Origin of the sequence: Bacillus mexicanus, assembly GCF_050445615.1 — a bacterium.
Taxonomy (GTDB): Bacteria; Bacillota; Bacilli; order Bacillales; family Bacillaceae; genus Bacillus; species Bacillus mexicanus.
On record NZ_JBCEYV010000005.1, the window covers coordinates 109,097 to 125,720 of the forward strand.

Annotated in this window: 14 protein-coding genes; 11 read left to right on the top strand and 3 right to left on the bottom strand. The window is 43.6% G+C overall.

The genetic code is table 11. From position 1 onward, the window contains the following. Positions 1-17 precede the first annotated feature (17 nt). From AAGG74_RS21925 to AAGG74_RS21935, 3 genes are read left to right on the top strand one after another with little or no spacing between them, the layout of a single operon-like run. Positions 18-929 (top strand): putative nucleotide-diphospho-sugar transferase, encoded by a 912-nt coding sequence (locus AAGG74_RS21925; RefSeq protein WP_429677298.1) that lies wholly within the window; start codon positions 18-20, stop codon positions 927-929. A 26-nt stretch (positions 930-955) separates the two neighbouring features. Continuing rightward, entirely contained in the window at positions 956-2,116 is a 1,161-nt protein-coding gene (locus AAGG74_RS21930; RefSeq protein ID WP_162103000.1) for a glycosyltransferase family 2 protein, read from the top strand. A 14-nt stretch (positions 2,117-2,130) separates the two neighbouring features. Then, complete coding sequence (locus AAGG74_RS21935; protein WP_429677221.1) at positions 2,131-3,066, top strand: hypothetical protein; 936 nt, start codon at positions 2,131-2,133, stop codon at positions 3,064-3,066. A gap of 28 nt (positions 3,067-3,094) precedes the next feature. On the opposite strand, the gene AAGG74_RS21940 is transcribed toward AAGG74_RS21935, so the two are convergent. The 3 genes from AAGG74_RS21940 to bcaP form a co-directional block, all read right to left on the bottom strand. Then, entirely contained in the window at positions 3,095-4,324 is a 1,230-nt protein-coding gene (locus tag AAGG74_RS21940) for an MFS transporter (protein ID WP_162102998.1), read from the bottom strand. 110 nt (positions 4,325-4,434) lie between these two features. Continuing rightward, complete coding sequence (locus tag AAGG74_RS21945; protein ID WP_162102997.1) at positions 4,435-5,142, bottom strand: YjjG family noncanonical pyrimidine nucleotidase; 708 nt, start codon at positions 5,140-5,142, stop codon at positions 4,435-4,437. Between the two features lie 91 nt (positions 5,143-5,233). Beyond that, a complete protein-coding gene (bcaP, locus tag AAGG74_RS21950; RefSeq protein ID WP_429677222.1) occupies positions 5,234-6,619 on the bottom strand; it encodes a branched-chain amino acid transporter BcaP in 1,386 nt (461 codons plus the stop codon). A gap of 247 nt (positions 6,620-6,866) precedes the next feature. Between bcaP and yfmT the strand changes: the two genes are divergently transcribed. The 8 genes from yfmT to AAGG74_RS21990 all read left to right on the top strand — a co-directional run bounded on the left by yfmT (position 6,867) and on the right by AAGG74_RS21990 (position 16,401). Next, positions 6,867-8,324 (top strand): benzaldehyde dehydrogenase, encoded by a 1,458-nt coding sequence (gene yfmT / locus AAGG74_RS21955; protein WP_429677223.1) that lies wholly within the window; start codon positions 6,867-6,869, stop codon positions 8,322-8,324. 469 nt (positions 8,325-8,793) lie between these two features. Further along, positions 8,794-9,198 (top strand): methyl-accepting chemotaxis protein, encoded by a 405-nt coding sequence (locus AAGG74_RS21960; protein WP_429677299.1) that lies wholly within the window; start codon positions 8,794-8,796, stop codon positions 9,196-9,198. A 329-nt stretch (positions 9,199-9,527) separates the two neighbouring features. Further along, positions 9,528-11,417: an ABC-F family ATP-binding cassette domain-containing protein gene (locus tag AAGG74_RS21965; protein WP_429677224.1), complete on the top strand. Its 1,890-nt coding sequence runs from the start codon at positions 9,528-9,530 to the stop codon at positions 11,415-11,417. A 121-nt stretch (positions 11,418-11,538) separates the two neighbouring features. Continuing rightward, positions 11,539-11,985 carry a YfmQ family protein gene (locus AAGG74_RS21970; protein WP_429677225.1) on the top strand — a complete coding sequence of 149 codons (447 nt, stop codon included), beginning with the start codon at positions 11,539-11,541 and terminating at the stop codon, positions 11,983-11,985. A 123-nt stretch (positions 11,986-12,108) separates the two neighbouring features. Then, on the top strand, positions 12,109-12,531 hold the full coding sequence (locus AAGG74_RS21975; protein WP_162102991.1) for a MerR family transcriptional regulator: 423 nt from the start codon (positions 12,109-12,111) through the stop codon (positions 12,529-12,531). Positions 12,532-12,596: 65 nt separating this feature from the next. After that, entirely contained in the window at positions 12,597-13,787 is a 1,191-nt protein-coding gene (locus AAGG74_RS21980; RefSeq protein ID WP_429677226.1) for an MFS transporter, read from the top strand. Between the two features lie 807 nt (positions 13,788-14,594). Then, entirely contained in the window at positions 14,595-15,491 is an 897-nt protein-coding gene (locus tag AAGG74_RS21985) for a S8 family peptidase (RefSeq protein ID WP_429677227.1), read from the top strand. Beyond that, positions 15,475-16,401: an SAR2788 family putative toxin gene (locus AAGG74_RS21990; protein ID WP_429677228.1), complete on the top strand. Its 927-nt coding sequence runs from the start codon at positions 15,475-15,477 to the stop codon at positions 16,399-16,401. The genes AAGG74_RS21985 and AAGG74_RS21990 overlap by 17 nt, the downstream gene beginning before the upstream one ends. Positions 16,402-16,624 lie beyond the last annotated feature (223 nt).

Here is a 16,624-nt window from a genome sequence, read left to right on the forward strand (position 1 = left end):
ACGAGGTGAACTTGACTGTGACCAGCGCCTATTGCACCGTTTTATCAAAAGGGAGATTATATCAGGCAGTCGCCTTATTTGAGTCGTTAGAGCAAGTTGACCAAGACAGCCCTATTTTTACGCTGTGCATGGATGAAGATACACACCGCGTCTTACAGAAACTGAAGATGAAACAGCTGCATCTGGTGCCAGTGGCCGCTCTTGAGAATGAAATGCTTCTGAAGCTGAAGGAAACGAGGAACCAAAGCGAGTACTGCTGGACGATGAAGCCGATCTTTTTGCAGGCGGTGCTGCACAGCAATCCTGAGCTGGAGCGTGTAACGTATATTGACGGGGATCTCTTTTTCTATGCTGACCCGGCGCCGATCTTTGAAAACCAGCCCGACTGCTCGGTTCTGCTTTCACGGGGGGATATCGTTATCCCTTCCTTTGAAAAAGAGCAGATTGCCATGCTGCAGCGGCTTTTAGGCAAATATAACTCCGGCTTTATCAGCTTTAAGAATGATGATGCCGGTACTGATTGCTTGGAGTGGTGGAAGGAGCGCTGTCTTGAGGAATGCAAAAATGCTCCGGGTGAAGGGAAGTTCGGTGATCAGGGGTATTTGGATTATATGTCTAAGCTGTTTCCCAATGTGTGTGATATTACGACACCTGGTGTAAACATCGGACACTGGAATTACGGGCAGCATACATTTTCATGGGAGGATGGCCAGATCGTACTGGAGGATGGCAACCCGCTGATTTTTTACCATTTCAGCGGATACCGAATTGTCAGTCTCAATGAAATGAAACAGATTCATGAAACAACCCGCACAGATCTGCCGTTTGTGCATGAGCTGTATCAAGAGACGCTGACGCATATTATTCAGCACATCAAAACGTTAGACTGTGCATTTAACGGTTTTGCTTCAAAAGATGACAACAAATAAATAGTAAATACAGGAAGTGAAATGAAATGAAAGCAAGCGTTATTATTCCTGCATATAATTCAAAGGAGCGTCTGTATAACAGCCTTTTGTCATTAAACCAGCAGGAGTGTGATGAAACTTTTGAAGTCATTGTAGCGGACAATGGCTCTGAAGATGGGACGCTCTCGATGCTTGAGTCATTTCAAGCGAATTTTCCGCTTACGATTGTCCGCATTGAACAAAACAGAGGAATCGCTTATGGGCGAAACCAAGCGATTCGTAAAGCGAAAGGCGATATCCTGATTTTTCATGATAGTGATATGCTTGCTGAAAAGGAACATGTGGCGAAGCATATTCAAGCACATGAGAGCGGGGAGAAGCTTGTCGTGTGCGGTTTGTTTTGGAAACGGATCTACAGCTTTTATTATGAGAATTTTGAAGAAGAAAATAAAAAACAAATCGCGGAACAGTTTGGGGCTGTTCCGTCAAAAGACAAACAGAGGCTTTTACAGCAATCGGATATTAAGAGCGGAGCATTTCTAGAAAAAAGCTATGATCTTGATATTGACTTCGTTCAAGTGCTGAAAAAAGTACTGGAACATTACGGTGATGATTTGAACGGATATCATATGCCGTGGCGTTTTTTTATCACAAACAATTCATCGGTCAAAAGAAAACATGTGGAGGATGTTGGATTATTTGATGAAGGCATTGTGAAGTATGGCTTTGAGGATTATGATCTAGGCATTAAGCTGCATAAGGCTGGGATGGTATTTAAAATACGGCGTGATATTATAAGTGTCCATCAGGAGCACCCGAGCAATTCGTCAATTGACGATATCCGAACGAATATTGCGTATATGTGTGATAAGTATAATGATATTTATTCAATGGATGTGCACTTGGTTTTCAATGGACCTTTTTATCCTATCATGACCAACAATATTATGGGGGATATTCAAACACTTCATCAGCACCCCCAGTATGCTTATTTGCTGGAGGAATTTTTGAAACTGCTTCAAATTGTAAGATATCGCAATTTAAATCCTGACTGGCATGAGAAGGGGACGGAAGTTACAGTAACCGACTTTGATGCCAATCGAGTCAAAACGCTTCTTTATGACGCAAAACAGAGGATTGGCATTCATGACTTTGTTATTGCGTTAACGATGCTTGCTTCTGATTTATTGCAGATCGATCTTAAATAAATGGATGTGGTATGATGAGTAAGTTTCATTTTTCAACACTTGTATCGAGAACGCATGTTTTTAAGCTGCAGCCTTTGATTCAGTCACTTCATGAGTCATGCAGTGATTTTCATCTATATGTGCTTTGTGTTGATCCTAAAGCCTATGAGCTGCTTCAGTACCCCCAATGGGAGCATGTGACCCTTGTTCAGTTGTATGAGGTAGAAACACCTGAGCTGCTCGAAGCCAAAAACAATAGAACCTTTCACGAGTATTGCTGGACCTTGAAGCCTGCTTTTTTGTTCCATGTCATGACGAATTGGGATGATGCTGACTATTTTGCCCATATGGATACGGACTTGTTTTTCTTTTCTGATCCAGAACTGATTTTTGCTGAAAACCCAAACGCTTCTTTATTTCTGACAGATCACAATAATTCCAAGCGGTTTATGTCTTATTATGAACGCACTGGCCGTTTTAACACTGGATTTGTCGGAACGCGAAATGTCAGGGAAGCATATGAAGCTGTTTGGCAGTGGAGACAGGAGTGTATCAGCTATTGTACAGTTGATATGGATGCAGAGCGCAAAACATATGGGGATCAAAGATATGTGGAAAAGTGGCCGGAGCAATTTGAGCACGTTCATATCATTAAATCTATTGGGGTAAACACCGCTCTTTGGAATATAGAAAAATATAAAGTATCAAAACGGAATGGCAAAGTGTATGTCAATGAAAGTCCGCTGATCTTTTATCACTTTTCCGGTTTAACGTTAGTGACGGAAAATGAATTTAATCTTTGCTGGTTTTATCATATAGATGATGAAAACACAGTCGATTTAATCTATATGCCGTATATTTTGCAGCTGAAAAAATGGATTGACGACATTCAGTCAGCATTCCCAGATTTCGCGGACGGCTTTATCCCGAAGCATGCAGTGCCTGACACTCATTTTATACAGCTGGATTAAAAAAATCCCTGCCGCGGGCAGGGATTTTTTAGCTATGCCATTCTCTCAGCTTCTGGTCACTCGGCAGCAGGAAGGCAAGAATGCCGAGGACAGGGAGAAAGGCAATGGCAATCATCGTCGGGGTCAGCCCCGCCGAGTCAATTAGAGCGCCAAGCGCCACAGCGCCGATCGCACCCATTCCGAAGGCTAGCCCGACGGTCAAACCGGACATTGTGCCGATTTTTCCAGGGACAAGCTCCTGAGCGTAAACGACCGTTACGGAAAAGCTCGACATGAGAATTAAGCCGTTTAATGCCAGCACGCCATAGGCGAGCACCGGGCCGGCAAATGGAAGCAAAATCGCCAGCGGCGCCGAGCAAAGCAGCGAACAGAGGATCACGAAGCGTTTTCCGAAACGATCTGCAAGCGGGCCGCCGAGAAACGTGCCGGCAGCGCCGAACAGCAAAAAGACAAAGATATAGCTTTGTGCCTGCTGAATGCTTACGTGATATGTATTTATCGCGTAAAACGTGTAAAAGTTGCCGATTGCACTTGTATACCAAGACCGTGCAAAAATGAGAAATATAATAATGATAAGAGCAGATACAACAGACTTGGTGATGGCCGTATTTTCAGTTGGGTTCTTTTGTTTGCCTGACTTCTGGGCAAGGCTTCCGAGACGTGCGGCATACCATTTCGCGATATACAGCAGAAACATAACAGCGAGTGCGGCGACAAGTGTAAACCACACGGCACCGAATTGTCCGAGCGGCACAAGGATCAGCGCGGTGATCAGAGGCGCCATCGCCTGGCCGGAGTTACCGCCTACCTGATAGATCGACTGGGCGAGCCCGCGTTTTGTGCCGGCGGCCATATATGCTACACGGGAACCTTCTGGATGAAAAATGGCCGAGCCTAATCCAATGAAAAACACACAGCATAAAATCGTTACAAATGACGGGGCAAACGCAAGGCCCAATATGCCAAGCATGCTGGCGGTCAAGCCGATTGGCAGCGCATACGGCCGCGGCTGTTTATCGGTATACCAGCCGACGACAGGCTGCATGACAGATGAGACCATGTTTAATGTGAAAGCGATGACTCCGAGCTGTGTAAACGTCAGGCTCATAGAGCGTTCCAAAATAGGGAACATGGCCGGAATCACGGCTTGCAGCGAATCGTTGAGCATGTGGCAGATTCCGATAATAATCAAAATCGGATACACCGTAGTGCCGGGTTTGTGGGTTGTTTTTTCTTTTAGCGGGGCGGCGATAGCCAAATGAGTCTCCTCCTTACATACATAGCCAAAGAATATCCCTATATTATTCATAAGGTGAAGAATTTATCAAGAGGAAAAAAGCCTCTTCTAAAAAAACGCCGCCAGCATGATTAGCAGCTGACGGCGTGTTCGATATTCAATATGCGGCATAGCTCTTTAAGCTTACGAATTTCATAGGTGGGTGTGATCTCTGGCGCGTTCGGCTTCATATCAGGGTTTACCCAGCAAGTATCAAGTCCGGCGAGCTGTCCGCCTTTCATATCAGCTGTGAGTGAATCACCGATAATTAATGTGTGCTCTGCTGAAAATCGGGGAATCCGTGCAAACACGTAATCGAAATATTCCTTCATCGGTTTTTGAAAGCCTGTATCTTCAGAAACAAACATATCCTTGAAGAAAGAAAATAATCCTGAATCACGGAGACGCTTGTATTGCGTCTTAGATACGCCGTTTGTCACGATATACAGATCAAACTGATGATGCAGAGTTGAGATAAGCTCAAAGGCGCCGTCCATAAGCTCATGTCCTTCTTCAAGAAAGCTTCGGTATTTTTGCTCAAGCAAGGCGCCGTCCGCCTCATAGCCATTTTCCTTGAACAAAGCGGAAAAACGGGTGTTCACGACTTCATCTCGTGTAATCTTCCCTTCTTCAAAAGCTCTCCACAGGCCTTGATTGATTATGTTATACTGCTCCTTCATGTCAGCTGTTAAAGGAATGTTCTGATCTTCAAACAGCAAACGCAGCGCCAACGCTTCTGCCGCTTTAAAATCAAGGATGGTATCATCTATATCAAATAATAAAGTGCGGTAATGTGTCATCCGTTTGTCTCCCTTTCGGTATATGTACTCAAAGTATAGCACATGAAAAAAGAAAAAAGCCGGCGGGTAAGGCACCGCCAGCTGAAAAGGATTATTTGTTTAATAAGCTGTGTTTTCTTGCGTACAGGAAATAAACCATCGTTCCAACAGCGATCCAGATCACAAATGAAAGCCACGTGACACCGGGAAGGCTGTACATGAACCAAAGGCAGATGCCTGCGCTGATAATCGGCACAACCGGAACGAATGGCACTCTAAAGGACGCTTTGACTTCCGGATATTTCTTTCTTAACACAATGACAGCGATTGAAATAATCGTAAACGCGGCCAATGTTCCCATGTTCACCAAATGGGCCAGCGTTCCAAGATTAATAAACCCAGCGATCCCCGCCGCAGCAATACCTGTCAGCCATGTGTTGCGGAACGGCGTTTTAAATGACGGATGGACCTTTGCGAACAATCCGGGCAGCAGGCCGTCTCTGCTCATGGCAAATGTCAAACGAACCTGAGCGTACAGCAAAGCGAGCATCACCGTTGTAATCCCGATAATGGCACCGACAGAGATTATGCCGGCAACAGCGTCCTGACCGACGAATTTCAGCGCAAAGGACACCGGATCACCGACATTCAATTTCGTATAAGGCATCATACCTGTCAGCACAAGCGATACCGTGATGTACAGAACGGTACAAACGGCAAGAGCCGAAATAATGCCGACCGGCATGTTTTTTTGCGGATTTTTCACTTCCTCTGAAGCATTAGAAACCGCATCAAACCCGAGATACGCGAAGAATACAGTTGCCGCGCTGACAATGACGCCTTTCATCCCAAACGGCATAAAAGGAGACCAGTTATCCGGTTTGACATAGCCGATTCCCACGATGATAAACAATAAAATGATCCCGATTTTCATCAATACGATGACATTGTTAAAGCGTGTGCTTTCTTTGACGCCTCTGCTGACAATCGCAGTGATGAGGAGAATGATCAGTGCAGCCGGAAGATTAAACACGGCGCCCGGTGTGCTTCCCGGCGCTCCTGCCAATGCGGCCGGAATATGAAGGCTGAAGCCGGCAAGCAGTGATTGAAAGTAGGAAGACCAGCCGGTGGCAACCGCCGACAGTGCAATGACATATTCAAGCATAAGGTCCCATCCGATCAAAAAGGCGAGCAGCTCTCCGAGTGTTACATAGGAATATGAATACACGCTTCCTGAAATAGGAATCGAAGACGAAAACTCGGCATAGCAAAAGGCAGCGAGCGCACAGGCGAGCCCCGCTAAAATAAACGAGATGATGAGAGCGGGCCCTGCACCAGTTGCCGCCACTGTCCCTGTTATGACAAAAATCCCGGTACCGATTACACAGCCGATGCCAAGCAAGGTTAAATCAAATGCGCTTAACGTGCGGGCGAGGCTATTTGACTTGCTCTGCTCGCTCAATGTGTCAAGCGGTTTTTTTCTAAATAATGAACTCATTAAAAGTTCCTCCTGGAGGATTCAGAATATCCTAATCGTTTTACGCAGTTCTTATTGTATTATATTGTCGAAATTTGGCGCGGTCAATCATATATTTTCTTACTTTAAAAGATAGAAGCGAAACAGCGTTGATGTATGATAGAATGGGAAATTTTACTCATATGATATTCAATTTTATCCAGTGTGAACCGATAGAAAAAATAGATTCACACATATTTTGACTTGCGGTTAAAAAGGAGATGCTGACATGTTTCAATATGAAGAGCTGAATAAACAATTTATTGGCGGGAAATGGCGGGAGGGCAGCAGCCCCAATGTCTTGGAAAACAAAAATCCTTACACTCAAAAAACATTCACATCCTTTCAAAAAGCGACTGCTGACGATGTAGATGAAGCATACAGGGCAGCGGCACTGGCGAAGAAAAAATGGGATGCGGTCAATCCGTTTGAGAAAAGAACCATTTTAGAAAAAGCCGTCGCGTATATTGAAGAGAACGAAGAAGCCATCATTTATTTGATTATGGAAGAGCTTGGCGGAACAAGGCTCAAAGCAGCATTTGAAATCGGACTTGTCAAAAACATTATGAAAGAAGCGGCAACGTTCCCTGTCCGCATGGAAGGGAAAATTCTTCCGTCCACAATAGACGGCAAGGAAAATAGATTATATCGTATGCCGGCAGGTGTTGTCGGCGTCATCAGTCCATTTAATTTCCCATTCTTTTTATCTATGAAATCAGTGGCACCCGCACTCGGAGCAGGCAATGGCGTTGTGTTAAAGCCGCATGAAGAAACCCCGATTTGCGGAGGTACGCTGATTGCAAAAATTTTCGAGCATGCGGGAATACCAGAAGGGCTTCTGAATGTCATTGTCACTGACATAGCAGAAATCGGAGACAGCTTTGTCGAACATCCTGTGCCGCGGATCATCTCATTTACAGGTTCTACGAAAGTCGGCAGCTACATCGGCCAGCTTGCGATGAAGCATTTTAAAAAACCGCTTCTTGAACTCGGCGGCAACAGCGCCTTTATAGTGCTTGAGGATGCAGATATCGAACATGCGGTTAACGCAGCGGCGTTCAGCCGATTTACACACCAAGGCCAAATTTGCATGTCAGCTAACCGCGTGCTCGTTCATTCTTCAATTTATGACAAGTTCCTTGAGCTGTATCAGGCAAAAGTGGAATCGCTGAAGGTCGGCGATCCGATGGACCCTGACACAATCATCGGGCCTTTAATCAACAGCAGACAGACGGACGGGCTGATGAAATCGGTTGAGAGAGCGATTGAAGAAGGCGCTGTCCCAGTGAAGCTTGGCGGATTTAACGGGACAATCGTGGAACCGACGATCTTAAAAGATGTAAAGCCGTTCATGAGTATTGCAAAAGAAGAACTGTTCGGGCCTGTCGTCTCCTTTATGAAGTTTGATTCAGAAGACGAAGCTGTGGACATCGCAAACGAAACCCCGTTTGGCTTGAGCGGTGCCGTACATACGTCAAATCTTGAGCGCGGCGTGGCTTTTGCGAAGCGCATTGAAACAGGCATGATTCATGTCAATGACACGACCATCAATGATGAACCGAATGTGGCCTTCGGCGGTGAAAAGCAATCCGGTCTCGGCCGTTTGAACGGCGAATGGAGCCTTGAAGAATTTACAACACTGAAATGGATTTCGGTCCAGCACGAGAAACGCAGCTTCCCTTATTAATCAAAAGGAGTGAATGGAATTGAGCATAAGAACGGAAAAAGAAACCGCAGATCTTCTTGAAGCGTTTATCAAAGTAGCCCCTTATTTAAACAGCCTGGTACAGGATGATATTACAATCGGCATTTACGATACGGAAAAACTGCTCGTGAATATACCGGCCAAAACCTTTTCTTTGAACGTAAAAGCCGGCGATCCGCTGCAGAAAGGTGACATTATCACAGACGCCATCCGCAGCAATCAGAAGAAGGCGAGCATGGTTCCGAAAGAATTATTCGGCTTTCCATTGATTGCACGCGCCATCCCGCTCCACGACGAAAATGGAAAAGTGATTGGGGGCGTTGGTCTCGGAACGAGCCTTGAGGAATCGTCAAAGCTTCATCATGTGGCCGAAAGCTTATCAGCTGTCGTTGAACAAACGGCCGCAGCTATTTCCGATATTTCTGAATCAATTAACGGGTTTTCATCTCAAATGACAGGCATTTCCTCTCAGGCGAAAAAGGTAAGCGAAAGCGCCGGTGAAATCGCTGATATTTCAGTAACCGTGAAAGGCATCTCTGACCAAAGCAACCTGCTCGGTTTGAACGCCGCGATTGAAGCGGCAAGAGCGGGTGAGTCTGGAAAAGGCTTTTCTGTCGTCGCAGATGAAATCAGAAAGCTAGCGACACATTCAAAAGAAAATGTCGGCCAGATTGACCAGATCACGAAAAAAATCCACAGCCTGCTGAAAGGGCTTGAGGAATCAATTGAATCGATAAATCAGCATACAGATGGACAAGCCGCCGCTGTTGAACAAATCTCAGCCACAATGCAGGAGATTTCAGGAAGCGCGCAGCATCTCGCCAAAATGGCAGAAAAAGCGATAGAGGAAGAATAAGAGGCCGGGGACAAACGTCCCCGGTTTCAGCGTGTCGGCAAATCCTTGCATTCGTTGTCAGACCTGCGCGTCGGTGCTCACGAATAAGGACATTCGCTCCGCTCCGATGCTCGCCCTTCCTAGAGTTCAAGGGTTTTCAATCACGCTGAAAAGAGGACAAAAACCTAAAACATTTTAGGTTTTTATCAACAATAATGTGACCGGGGACAAACGTCCCCGGTCTTTTTCTATCCAGCATGTCCATGAAATTTGTATGACGTTTTACTAGTTTTATTCCAGCGGCTGATTTAAAATGAACACATGAACTTACGTGAGGATTGATAGGAATCATGAGCATACTAAAAGCGGAACATGTATATAAAACATACGGAGATAAAATATTATTTGACCACATCTCCTTTCATATTGAAGAGAATGAGAGAATCGGATTAATCGGGCCGAATGGAACAGGAAAATCAACGCTGCTGAAAGTGATTGCCGGCTTGGAATCTATTGAAGAGGGTGACATCACGAAATCCGGCAGCGTACACGTCGAATTTCTTCATCAAGACCCGGAGCTTCCTGCTGGGCAGACTGTGCTGGAGCATATCTACTCCGGTGAATCGGCTGTAATGAAAACCTTGCGTGAATATGAAAAAGCGCTGTATGAGCTAGGGGAAGATCCCGAAAATGAACAGCGCCAAAAACACCTGCTGGCAGCGCAGGCGAAAATGGACGCGAACAACGCGTGGGATGCGAATACACTGGCGAAAACCGTATTATCTAAGCTGGGTGTAAACGACGTAACAAAGCAAGTCAACGAGCTCTCAGGCGGTCAGAAAAAACGGGTGGCCATTGCCAAAAACTTAATTCAGCCCGCTGATCTGCTTATTTTAGACGAGCCGACCAACCATTTGGATAATGAAACAATTGAATGGCTTGAAGGGTATTTAAGTCAATACCCCGGCTCCGTGATGCTGGTGACGCACGACCGGTATTTCTTAAACCGTGTTACGAACCGTATTTATGAGCTTGAACGAGGCAGTCTCTACACATACAAAGGCAACTATGAAGTATTTTTAGAAAAACGCGCGGAACGGGAAGTACAGGCTGAGCAAAAGGAAACGAAACGGCAAAACCTGCTGCGCCGCGAACTGGCATGGCTAAGACGGGGAGCGAAGGCGCGCTCCACAAAACAAAAGGCGAGAATTGACCGAGTGGAGTCGCTTAAGGAGCAGAAAGGCCCTCAGTCCTCGGGTTCACTCGACTTTGCGATTGGCTCTTATCGTCTTGGCAAACAGGTCATAGAAGCGGAAAACGTGATGATCGCTTATGGAGGCCGCGTGCTCGTCGACCGCTTTCATGAGCTGGTGATACCGGGTGAACGGATCGGGATCATAGGACCCAACGGCATTGGAAAAACAACGCTTTTAAACACCCTTGCCGGCCGTCATGCGCCAGACGGCGGTCATATTACGATCGGACAGACTGTCAGAATCGGCTACTATACTCAGGATCATAGTGAAATGAATGGCGAGCTAAAGGTCATTGACTATATAAAAGAAACAGCGGAGATCGTCAAAACAGTGGATGGCGATATCATTACAGCTGAACAAATGCTGGAGCGTTTCCTCTTCCCGCGTTCCATGCAGCAAACGTACATCCGCAAGCTGTCCGGCGGGGAAAAACGCCGTTTATACTTGCTTCAGGTTCTCATGCAGGAGCCGAATGTCCTGTTTCTCGATGAGCCGACGAACGATTTGGATACTGAAACATTAAGCGTCCTTGAGGATTATATCGACCAATTTCCTGGCGTCGTCATTACCGTATCCCATGACCGCTACTTCCTTGACCGGGTCGTCGACCGTTTGATTGTGTTTGAAGGAAATGGCGTTATTTCTCGTTTTCAAGGCTCCTATAGTGACTATATGGAGGAGTCAAAAGCGAAAAAAATCGCTCCGAAACCGGTATCTGAAGAAAAAACGGCTTCAGCCGAGCCGAAGAAGAAACGGAAAAAACTTTCTTACAAAGACCAGCTTGAATGGGATGGCATTGAAGATAAAATTGCCCAGCTGGAAGAAAAGCATGAGCAGCTTGAAGCTGACATCGCCGCAGCAGGCAGTGATTTCGGAAAAATTCAAGAGCTGATGGCTGAACAGGCGAAAACTGCGGAAGAGCTTGAGGCCGCGATGGACCGCTGGACAGAATTGTCCCTCATGATAGAAGAGCTGGATAGCTGAAAAAGCGCTGCCCGCGGAATGCCGTGTTTTTCACATAATGTACAAAAACGAGGCGCCCTGCTTATGATAGGATAGAATTGTGTGTCAGCAGCACATGGAAAACTATTGGAGATGATGAAGTATGACATGGGTGATCGTGATGTTAATCGCCATGAGTTTGGTGAAAATTGTATTAACCTGTCTTCCAACAGGTGTCATAGAATGGCTGCTCAGCAAATTTGCGGTACATGCCAAGCTGAATGACGAACATGCTGTTCTTTCACTAGATGGCAAACGTCTCGAGGGTGAAGAGAAGCAGAAAGTGATTGATCAATTTAACGAAGCTGTCTTTCTGGAGAAATATTATATTTATCCAGGCGACGAAGAGCGTTATTTACATCCGGAAAACGGCGGAATGCCGCTGGTGATAGATACGAAAAAAGGCAAAAATGATGTCAGGCTGTTTGTATATCGCTACGACGACCATATCGACGTCGTGAAACAGTACAAGAAGAAAGTCATTGCATATCAATTGCTTTCTGAAAGCCTTCAAAAAGATTCTCTGTCAGTGGCAGGAAGTTTAGCTTAGACAGGACAATGAAAGACGGGTGATTGATGCACTCGTCTTTTTTATTGGTTTTTAAAACTTAACGTTTACGTAAAGGTTTGAAAGGTGTATAATAATAACAGAAACGGCGAAGGGGGATTTACCTTGGAATGGATGAAGATTGATCAAGTGGCCAAAAGAAGCGGGCTGACAAAGCGGACCATCCGGTTTTATGAAGAAATCGGCTTGATTCCGGCGCCGAAACGGACAGATGGCGGCGTAAGGCTTTATTCAGAGGATGATATGGAGGAGCTTGAGAAAGTCATCAATACAAAAGAGGTACTTGGTTTTTCTCTTCAGGAGCTTCAGCATTTCATGGAAACCAGCCGCCAGCTAGAGTTAAACAAAGAGGGGTATTTGTTGTCACTGGATCCAAAGGAACGGAAAGAAAAACTGGAGGAAATTCAGGAAACCCTGAATCACCAGCTGGATTTGATTGACGAGAAGATCCGCACATTCCAAAGCTTTAAAAAACGTCTGCAAGACATGAACGATAAAGCGGAACGTGCCATTCAATCAATCGAATGAAAAATTTGTTAAACGCTATTTTAGTAGCGTTTCTTTTAATGGAATAAAGATGGAGGTCAGGTCAAATGGATAAGACAAAACAAGTGAATCAGAAAACAGGCTTGCTCAGCCAGCCGAAAGCTGTATGGGCTGTCGCGTTTGCCTGTGTGATTTCCTTTATGGGAATCGGGCTGGTCGATCCAATTCTTCCGGCAATCGCCGCACAATTACATGCTTCACCTAGTGAAGTATCACTCTTGTTTACAAGTTATTTGCTTGTAACCGGATTTATGATGTTTTTCTCAGGAGCTATTTCCAGCCGCATCGGCGCGAAATGGACATTAATTCTCGGACTTATTTTTATTATTGTGTTTGCAGGGCTTGGAGGCAGCTCAGGCTCTATTGCTCAGCTAGTCGGCTATCGCGGCGGCTGGGGATTAGGGAATGCTTTGTTTATTTCCACAGCGCTTGCGGTTATCGTCGGCGTGTCAGTCGGAGGAAGCGCCAAAGCCATTATTTTGTATGAGGCTGCGCTCGGTCTCGGGATTTCTGTTGGACCGCTTGCAGGCGGAGAGCTTGGAAGTATTTCATGGCGCGCGCCGTTTTTCGGAGTGTCTGTCCTCATGTTTATTGCGTTAATCGCGATTTCTTTCATGCTTTCGAAATTGCCGACACCGGCAAAACGCGTCGGTGTTTTTGATGCGATGAAGGCGCTCAAATATAAAGGCCTTTTAACAATAGCGACGTCTGCATTCTTATACAACTTTGGATTTTTTATTTTGCTTGCCTATTCTCCGTTCGTACTGGATTTAGATGAACATGGTCTTGGATATGTCTTCTTCGGCTGGGGCTTATTGCTGGCGATTACGTCAGTCTTTACGGCGCCGATCGTTCATAAAGCGCTGGGCACAGTGCGTTCGCTCGTCGTACTTTTTATCGCTTTTGCGGTCATTCTCATCGTCATGGGGGTTTGGACAGACCATCAAACATTGATTATTACATGTATCGTTATTGCTGGTGCTGTCCTCGGTATGGTGAATACGATCATGACAACAGCTGTAATGGGTGCTGCGCCGGTTGAACGTTCCATCGCGTCTTCAGCCTACAGCTCAGTCCGCTTTATCGGCGGTGCGCTCGCTCCGTGGATTGCGGGAATGCTGTCAGAACACTTTACCGCAAGCACACCATATACGGTAGGCGGAATCGTCGTTTTTGTCGGCATGCTTGTCCTTCTCATGGGACGTAAACATCTTGCCGGAGTTAAGGCGGGTCATTAAAAAGGAATAGTTATTCCTGTCAAGTAGGCAGGAATAAAAAGGTTTTAAACGACCTGAGTCCTATATGTACATGATGGGCTCAGGTCGTTTAATTTCTATTGGAATCACGATATTAAAGTATCTTTTACACGTCTGTAACTATTGCTCCCTTTCAGTTTCTGGGGGCATCGTTCAGGATATTTTTAATCCTGGCCTTCCAATGTTTTCTCCGAAGGCATTCGAATCTTTCCACCACTTATAAAAGCCACCTCTTGAGACTTTCATGACCTCGCATATTCCCCAGCGGCCATCTCTTGTATAATGGGAACTTCAGGATTTACCTACAGGTCTTTTCTTTGGGGATCCTTGGCTTACCTCTTCTTTCCTCTAAAGCAGCTTTTACCCAACACGGCCTATGGAGGTATTGAATTCCTACGACGATGTTTGTACCTTTCTCTTCATTCAAAATCTCTGTGCCAATCTTTCTCTTAAATGAGATTTCACCTTAAGGTTATTCCCTTAAAAACATTAAAAGCTTTTTAAATCAACCTATCTGAAGAAGGGAATTATATCACTCGTGAGGTTCTATTTAATTTTTATAACAAGAGAACGTTCTAGAGGGATTAATGAGTATATTTAATCACTTTTTCTCTTGTATTTTTATATTTATGAGAAATATATATTGAGGGAGATTACATTTTGTAGTAGAATTCTATTGGGAAAAGGAGGTGTAATTAACTGAAAAGATATGTTTTTGTTTGTATTTCCATATTATCCATTATAATATTACTATTTTTCATTGATTTAAATCAATCCCAAGGGAGTAAAGTGCTAAGAAAAAAGGGGCAAGAAACAAAAGATTATAAGGCTCAACAAGTCGAGTCTTGGGGGTTAAGGCTAATTGGGAAGAATGAAAAAATAGAGAAAAAATCCAACATATCTATAGCCATTCTTGATAGTGGAATAGATTCAAATCATGAAGATTTAAAAGGTGTTGTAAAGAAAGAATATAATGCTCTTGAACCTAGTAAAGGTGTTATCGAGGATAAGTTTGGCCACGGAACTGCAGTAGCTGGAATCATAGCTTCTAATGATAATAAGATTGGTACATTAGGAATAGCTCCCTATGCAGATATTTATTCGGTCAAAGTATTGGATGATAAAGGACGTGGTAGTGTAGAGTCTATTGTTAAGGGGATTGAATGGTCAATAGATAATAATGTAGATATTGTTAACATTAGTGTTGGATTGAAAAAAAGTGATCAAAAATTAAAAAGAGTTATAGATGAGGCTAACGAAAAGGGAGTTATTGTAGTAGCTGCTGCTGGAAATAATTATGGATTAAATGCTGATTATCCTGCAAGATATCAAAATGTAATTTCAGTTGGAGCTATAAATAAAAAAATGAAAAGAGCAAAATACTCTGCAAGGGGAAAAATAGATTTTGTTGCTCCAGGTGAAGATATTCTTACAACTTCTCCTAAGGATAATTATATCAATGTTAGTGGAACATCCATGGCAACTCCTTTTGTTAGTGGAGTTATTGCTAATATAATAATGCAAGAACCAGTTAAATATAGTAAAACAAAGAGCCGCTTTACTTCCATTTATAAAACTTTAAAAAAATACTCAACGCCTCATTTATCTGAAAAGTCAGATATTAAATCTTTGGGGAATGGCTTAATTAGTCTAAAAAAGGAGACGAACAATGAAAAAATCAATTAAATTTATAGCGATTTCACTAATATTCGCCATAATTGTATCTATTATCCCTGAAAAAAATGTAGCGAGTGCAGGTGCTGAAACACCAGTAGAGATTACAAAAGAAGACCTACAAAGAGCATTGGTGGAAAATGGAGATATAGTGGATCCGGATTCAGTTGAAATAGTTAAAAATAATGAAGACACGATTAAAGCTGAAGTGGACGTCCAAACAGATGATTTCGGAATTGATCAAGATTTAGATGGGGGTGACTCAGAATCACTGATTGATGAAGATTTAGATGAAAGTAGTTCTGAAACAGTAACTGCAGAAGTTGATAAAGAGGACGCGACAGCTATTGTAACATCTGTGGAAAAAGATGAAGATGGAAAAGATATCGAAAAAAAATATGAAGTTGATATCGAAGAAGCTGATGGCGATGATATTGTTGCTACTTTCAAAGACCTTGATACCAATCAAGTTTATGATCTAAATACTAAAGAAGCACAAGCGTCTTTCGCTTTTTTGGTTCCAATTGCTGTTGTAGTTGGTGGCGCTTTAGTTGAGCATTTGGTTGCTGCTTCTTTGGCTATAGTTATAGCGGGTGTAACGTATACTGTTGCTACTAAAGTAAGAAGCAAATTAAAGAAAAAGAAAAAGTATTATTATTATGCTGCGACTCTAAATAAGAACAAAACAAATATGTATATTGGACCATCACTATCGAAAAAACAAGCAGTTTCTAGACTAAGAAAGGGAGACGTATGGTCAGTTTCTAAAAGCAAAGCAAAAAATGTTGCACAAACTGCGGGCGGTGGAAGAAAACCTGTTGGCCCAGAAATTCATAATAAGAAGGATGGTAAAATAAAGAAAGGTACTTATTATTATCATTACCATACATACAATAGAAAAGGCGGACATTCATTCTATTGATATGGGGTATGCGATTGATAATTTTTTCAAAAAAAGATAAGTTTAAATATGCAGTTAATTAAACGATTTGAAAGTAGTAATATTCCATTAGCTCTAATATTAAACAAGCTAGTCAAGTCTTAATTGATAAATATAATGCAGTTGAATTTAATAAAGAAGAAATCGCCGACTTAAAAAAGATCATATAGTTAATTTTAAGAAAATAATAAAATGTTTTGCTATT

What these genes read in the sequence shown, in the direction of transcription:
- AAGG74_RS21990 (WP_429677228.1), top strand. Translation starts at nt 15,475, where the DNA reads ATGAAAAAATCAATTAAATTTATAGCGATTTCACTAATATTCGCCATA.
- bcaP (WP_429677222.1), bottom strand. Translation starts at nt 6,619, where the DNA reads ATGAGTTCATTATTTAGAAAAAAACCGCTTGACACATTGAGCGAGCAG.
- AAGG74_RS21930 (WP_162103000.1), top strand. Translation starts at nt 956, where the DNA reads ATGAAAGCAAGCGTTATTATTCCTGCATATAATTCAAAGGAGCGTCTG.
- AAGG74_RS21960 (WP_429677299.1), top strand. Translation starts at nt 8,794, where the DNA reads ATGACAGGCATTTCCTCTCAGGCGAAAAAGGTAAGCGAAAGCGCCGGT.
- AAGG74_RS21935 (WP_429677221.1), top strand. Translation starts at nt 2,131, where the DNA reads ATGAGTAAGTTTCATTTTTCAACACTTGTATCGAGAACGCATGTTTTT.
- AAGG74_RS21965 (WP_429677224.1), top strand. Translation starts at nt 9,528, where the DNA reads ATGAGCATACTAAAAGCGGAACATGTATATAAAACATACGGAGATAAA.
- yfmT (WP_429677223.1), top strand. Translation starts at nt 6,867, where the DNA reads ATGTTTCAATATGAAGAGCTGAATAAACAATTTATTGGCGGGAAATGG.
- AAGG74_RS21980 (WP_429677226.1), top strand. Translation starts at nt 12,597, where the DNA reads ATGGATAAGACAAAACAAGTGAATCAGAAAACAGGCTTGCTCAGCCAG.
- AAGG74_RS21945 (WP_162102997.1), bottom strand. Translation starts at nt 5,142, where the DNA reads ATGACACATTACCGCACTTTATTATTTGATATAGATGATACCATCCTT.
- AAGG74_RS21970 (WP_429677225.1), top strand. Translation starts at nt 11,539, where the DNA reads ATGACATGGGTGATCGTGATGTTAATCGCCATGAGTTTGGTGAAAATT.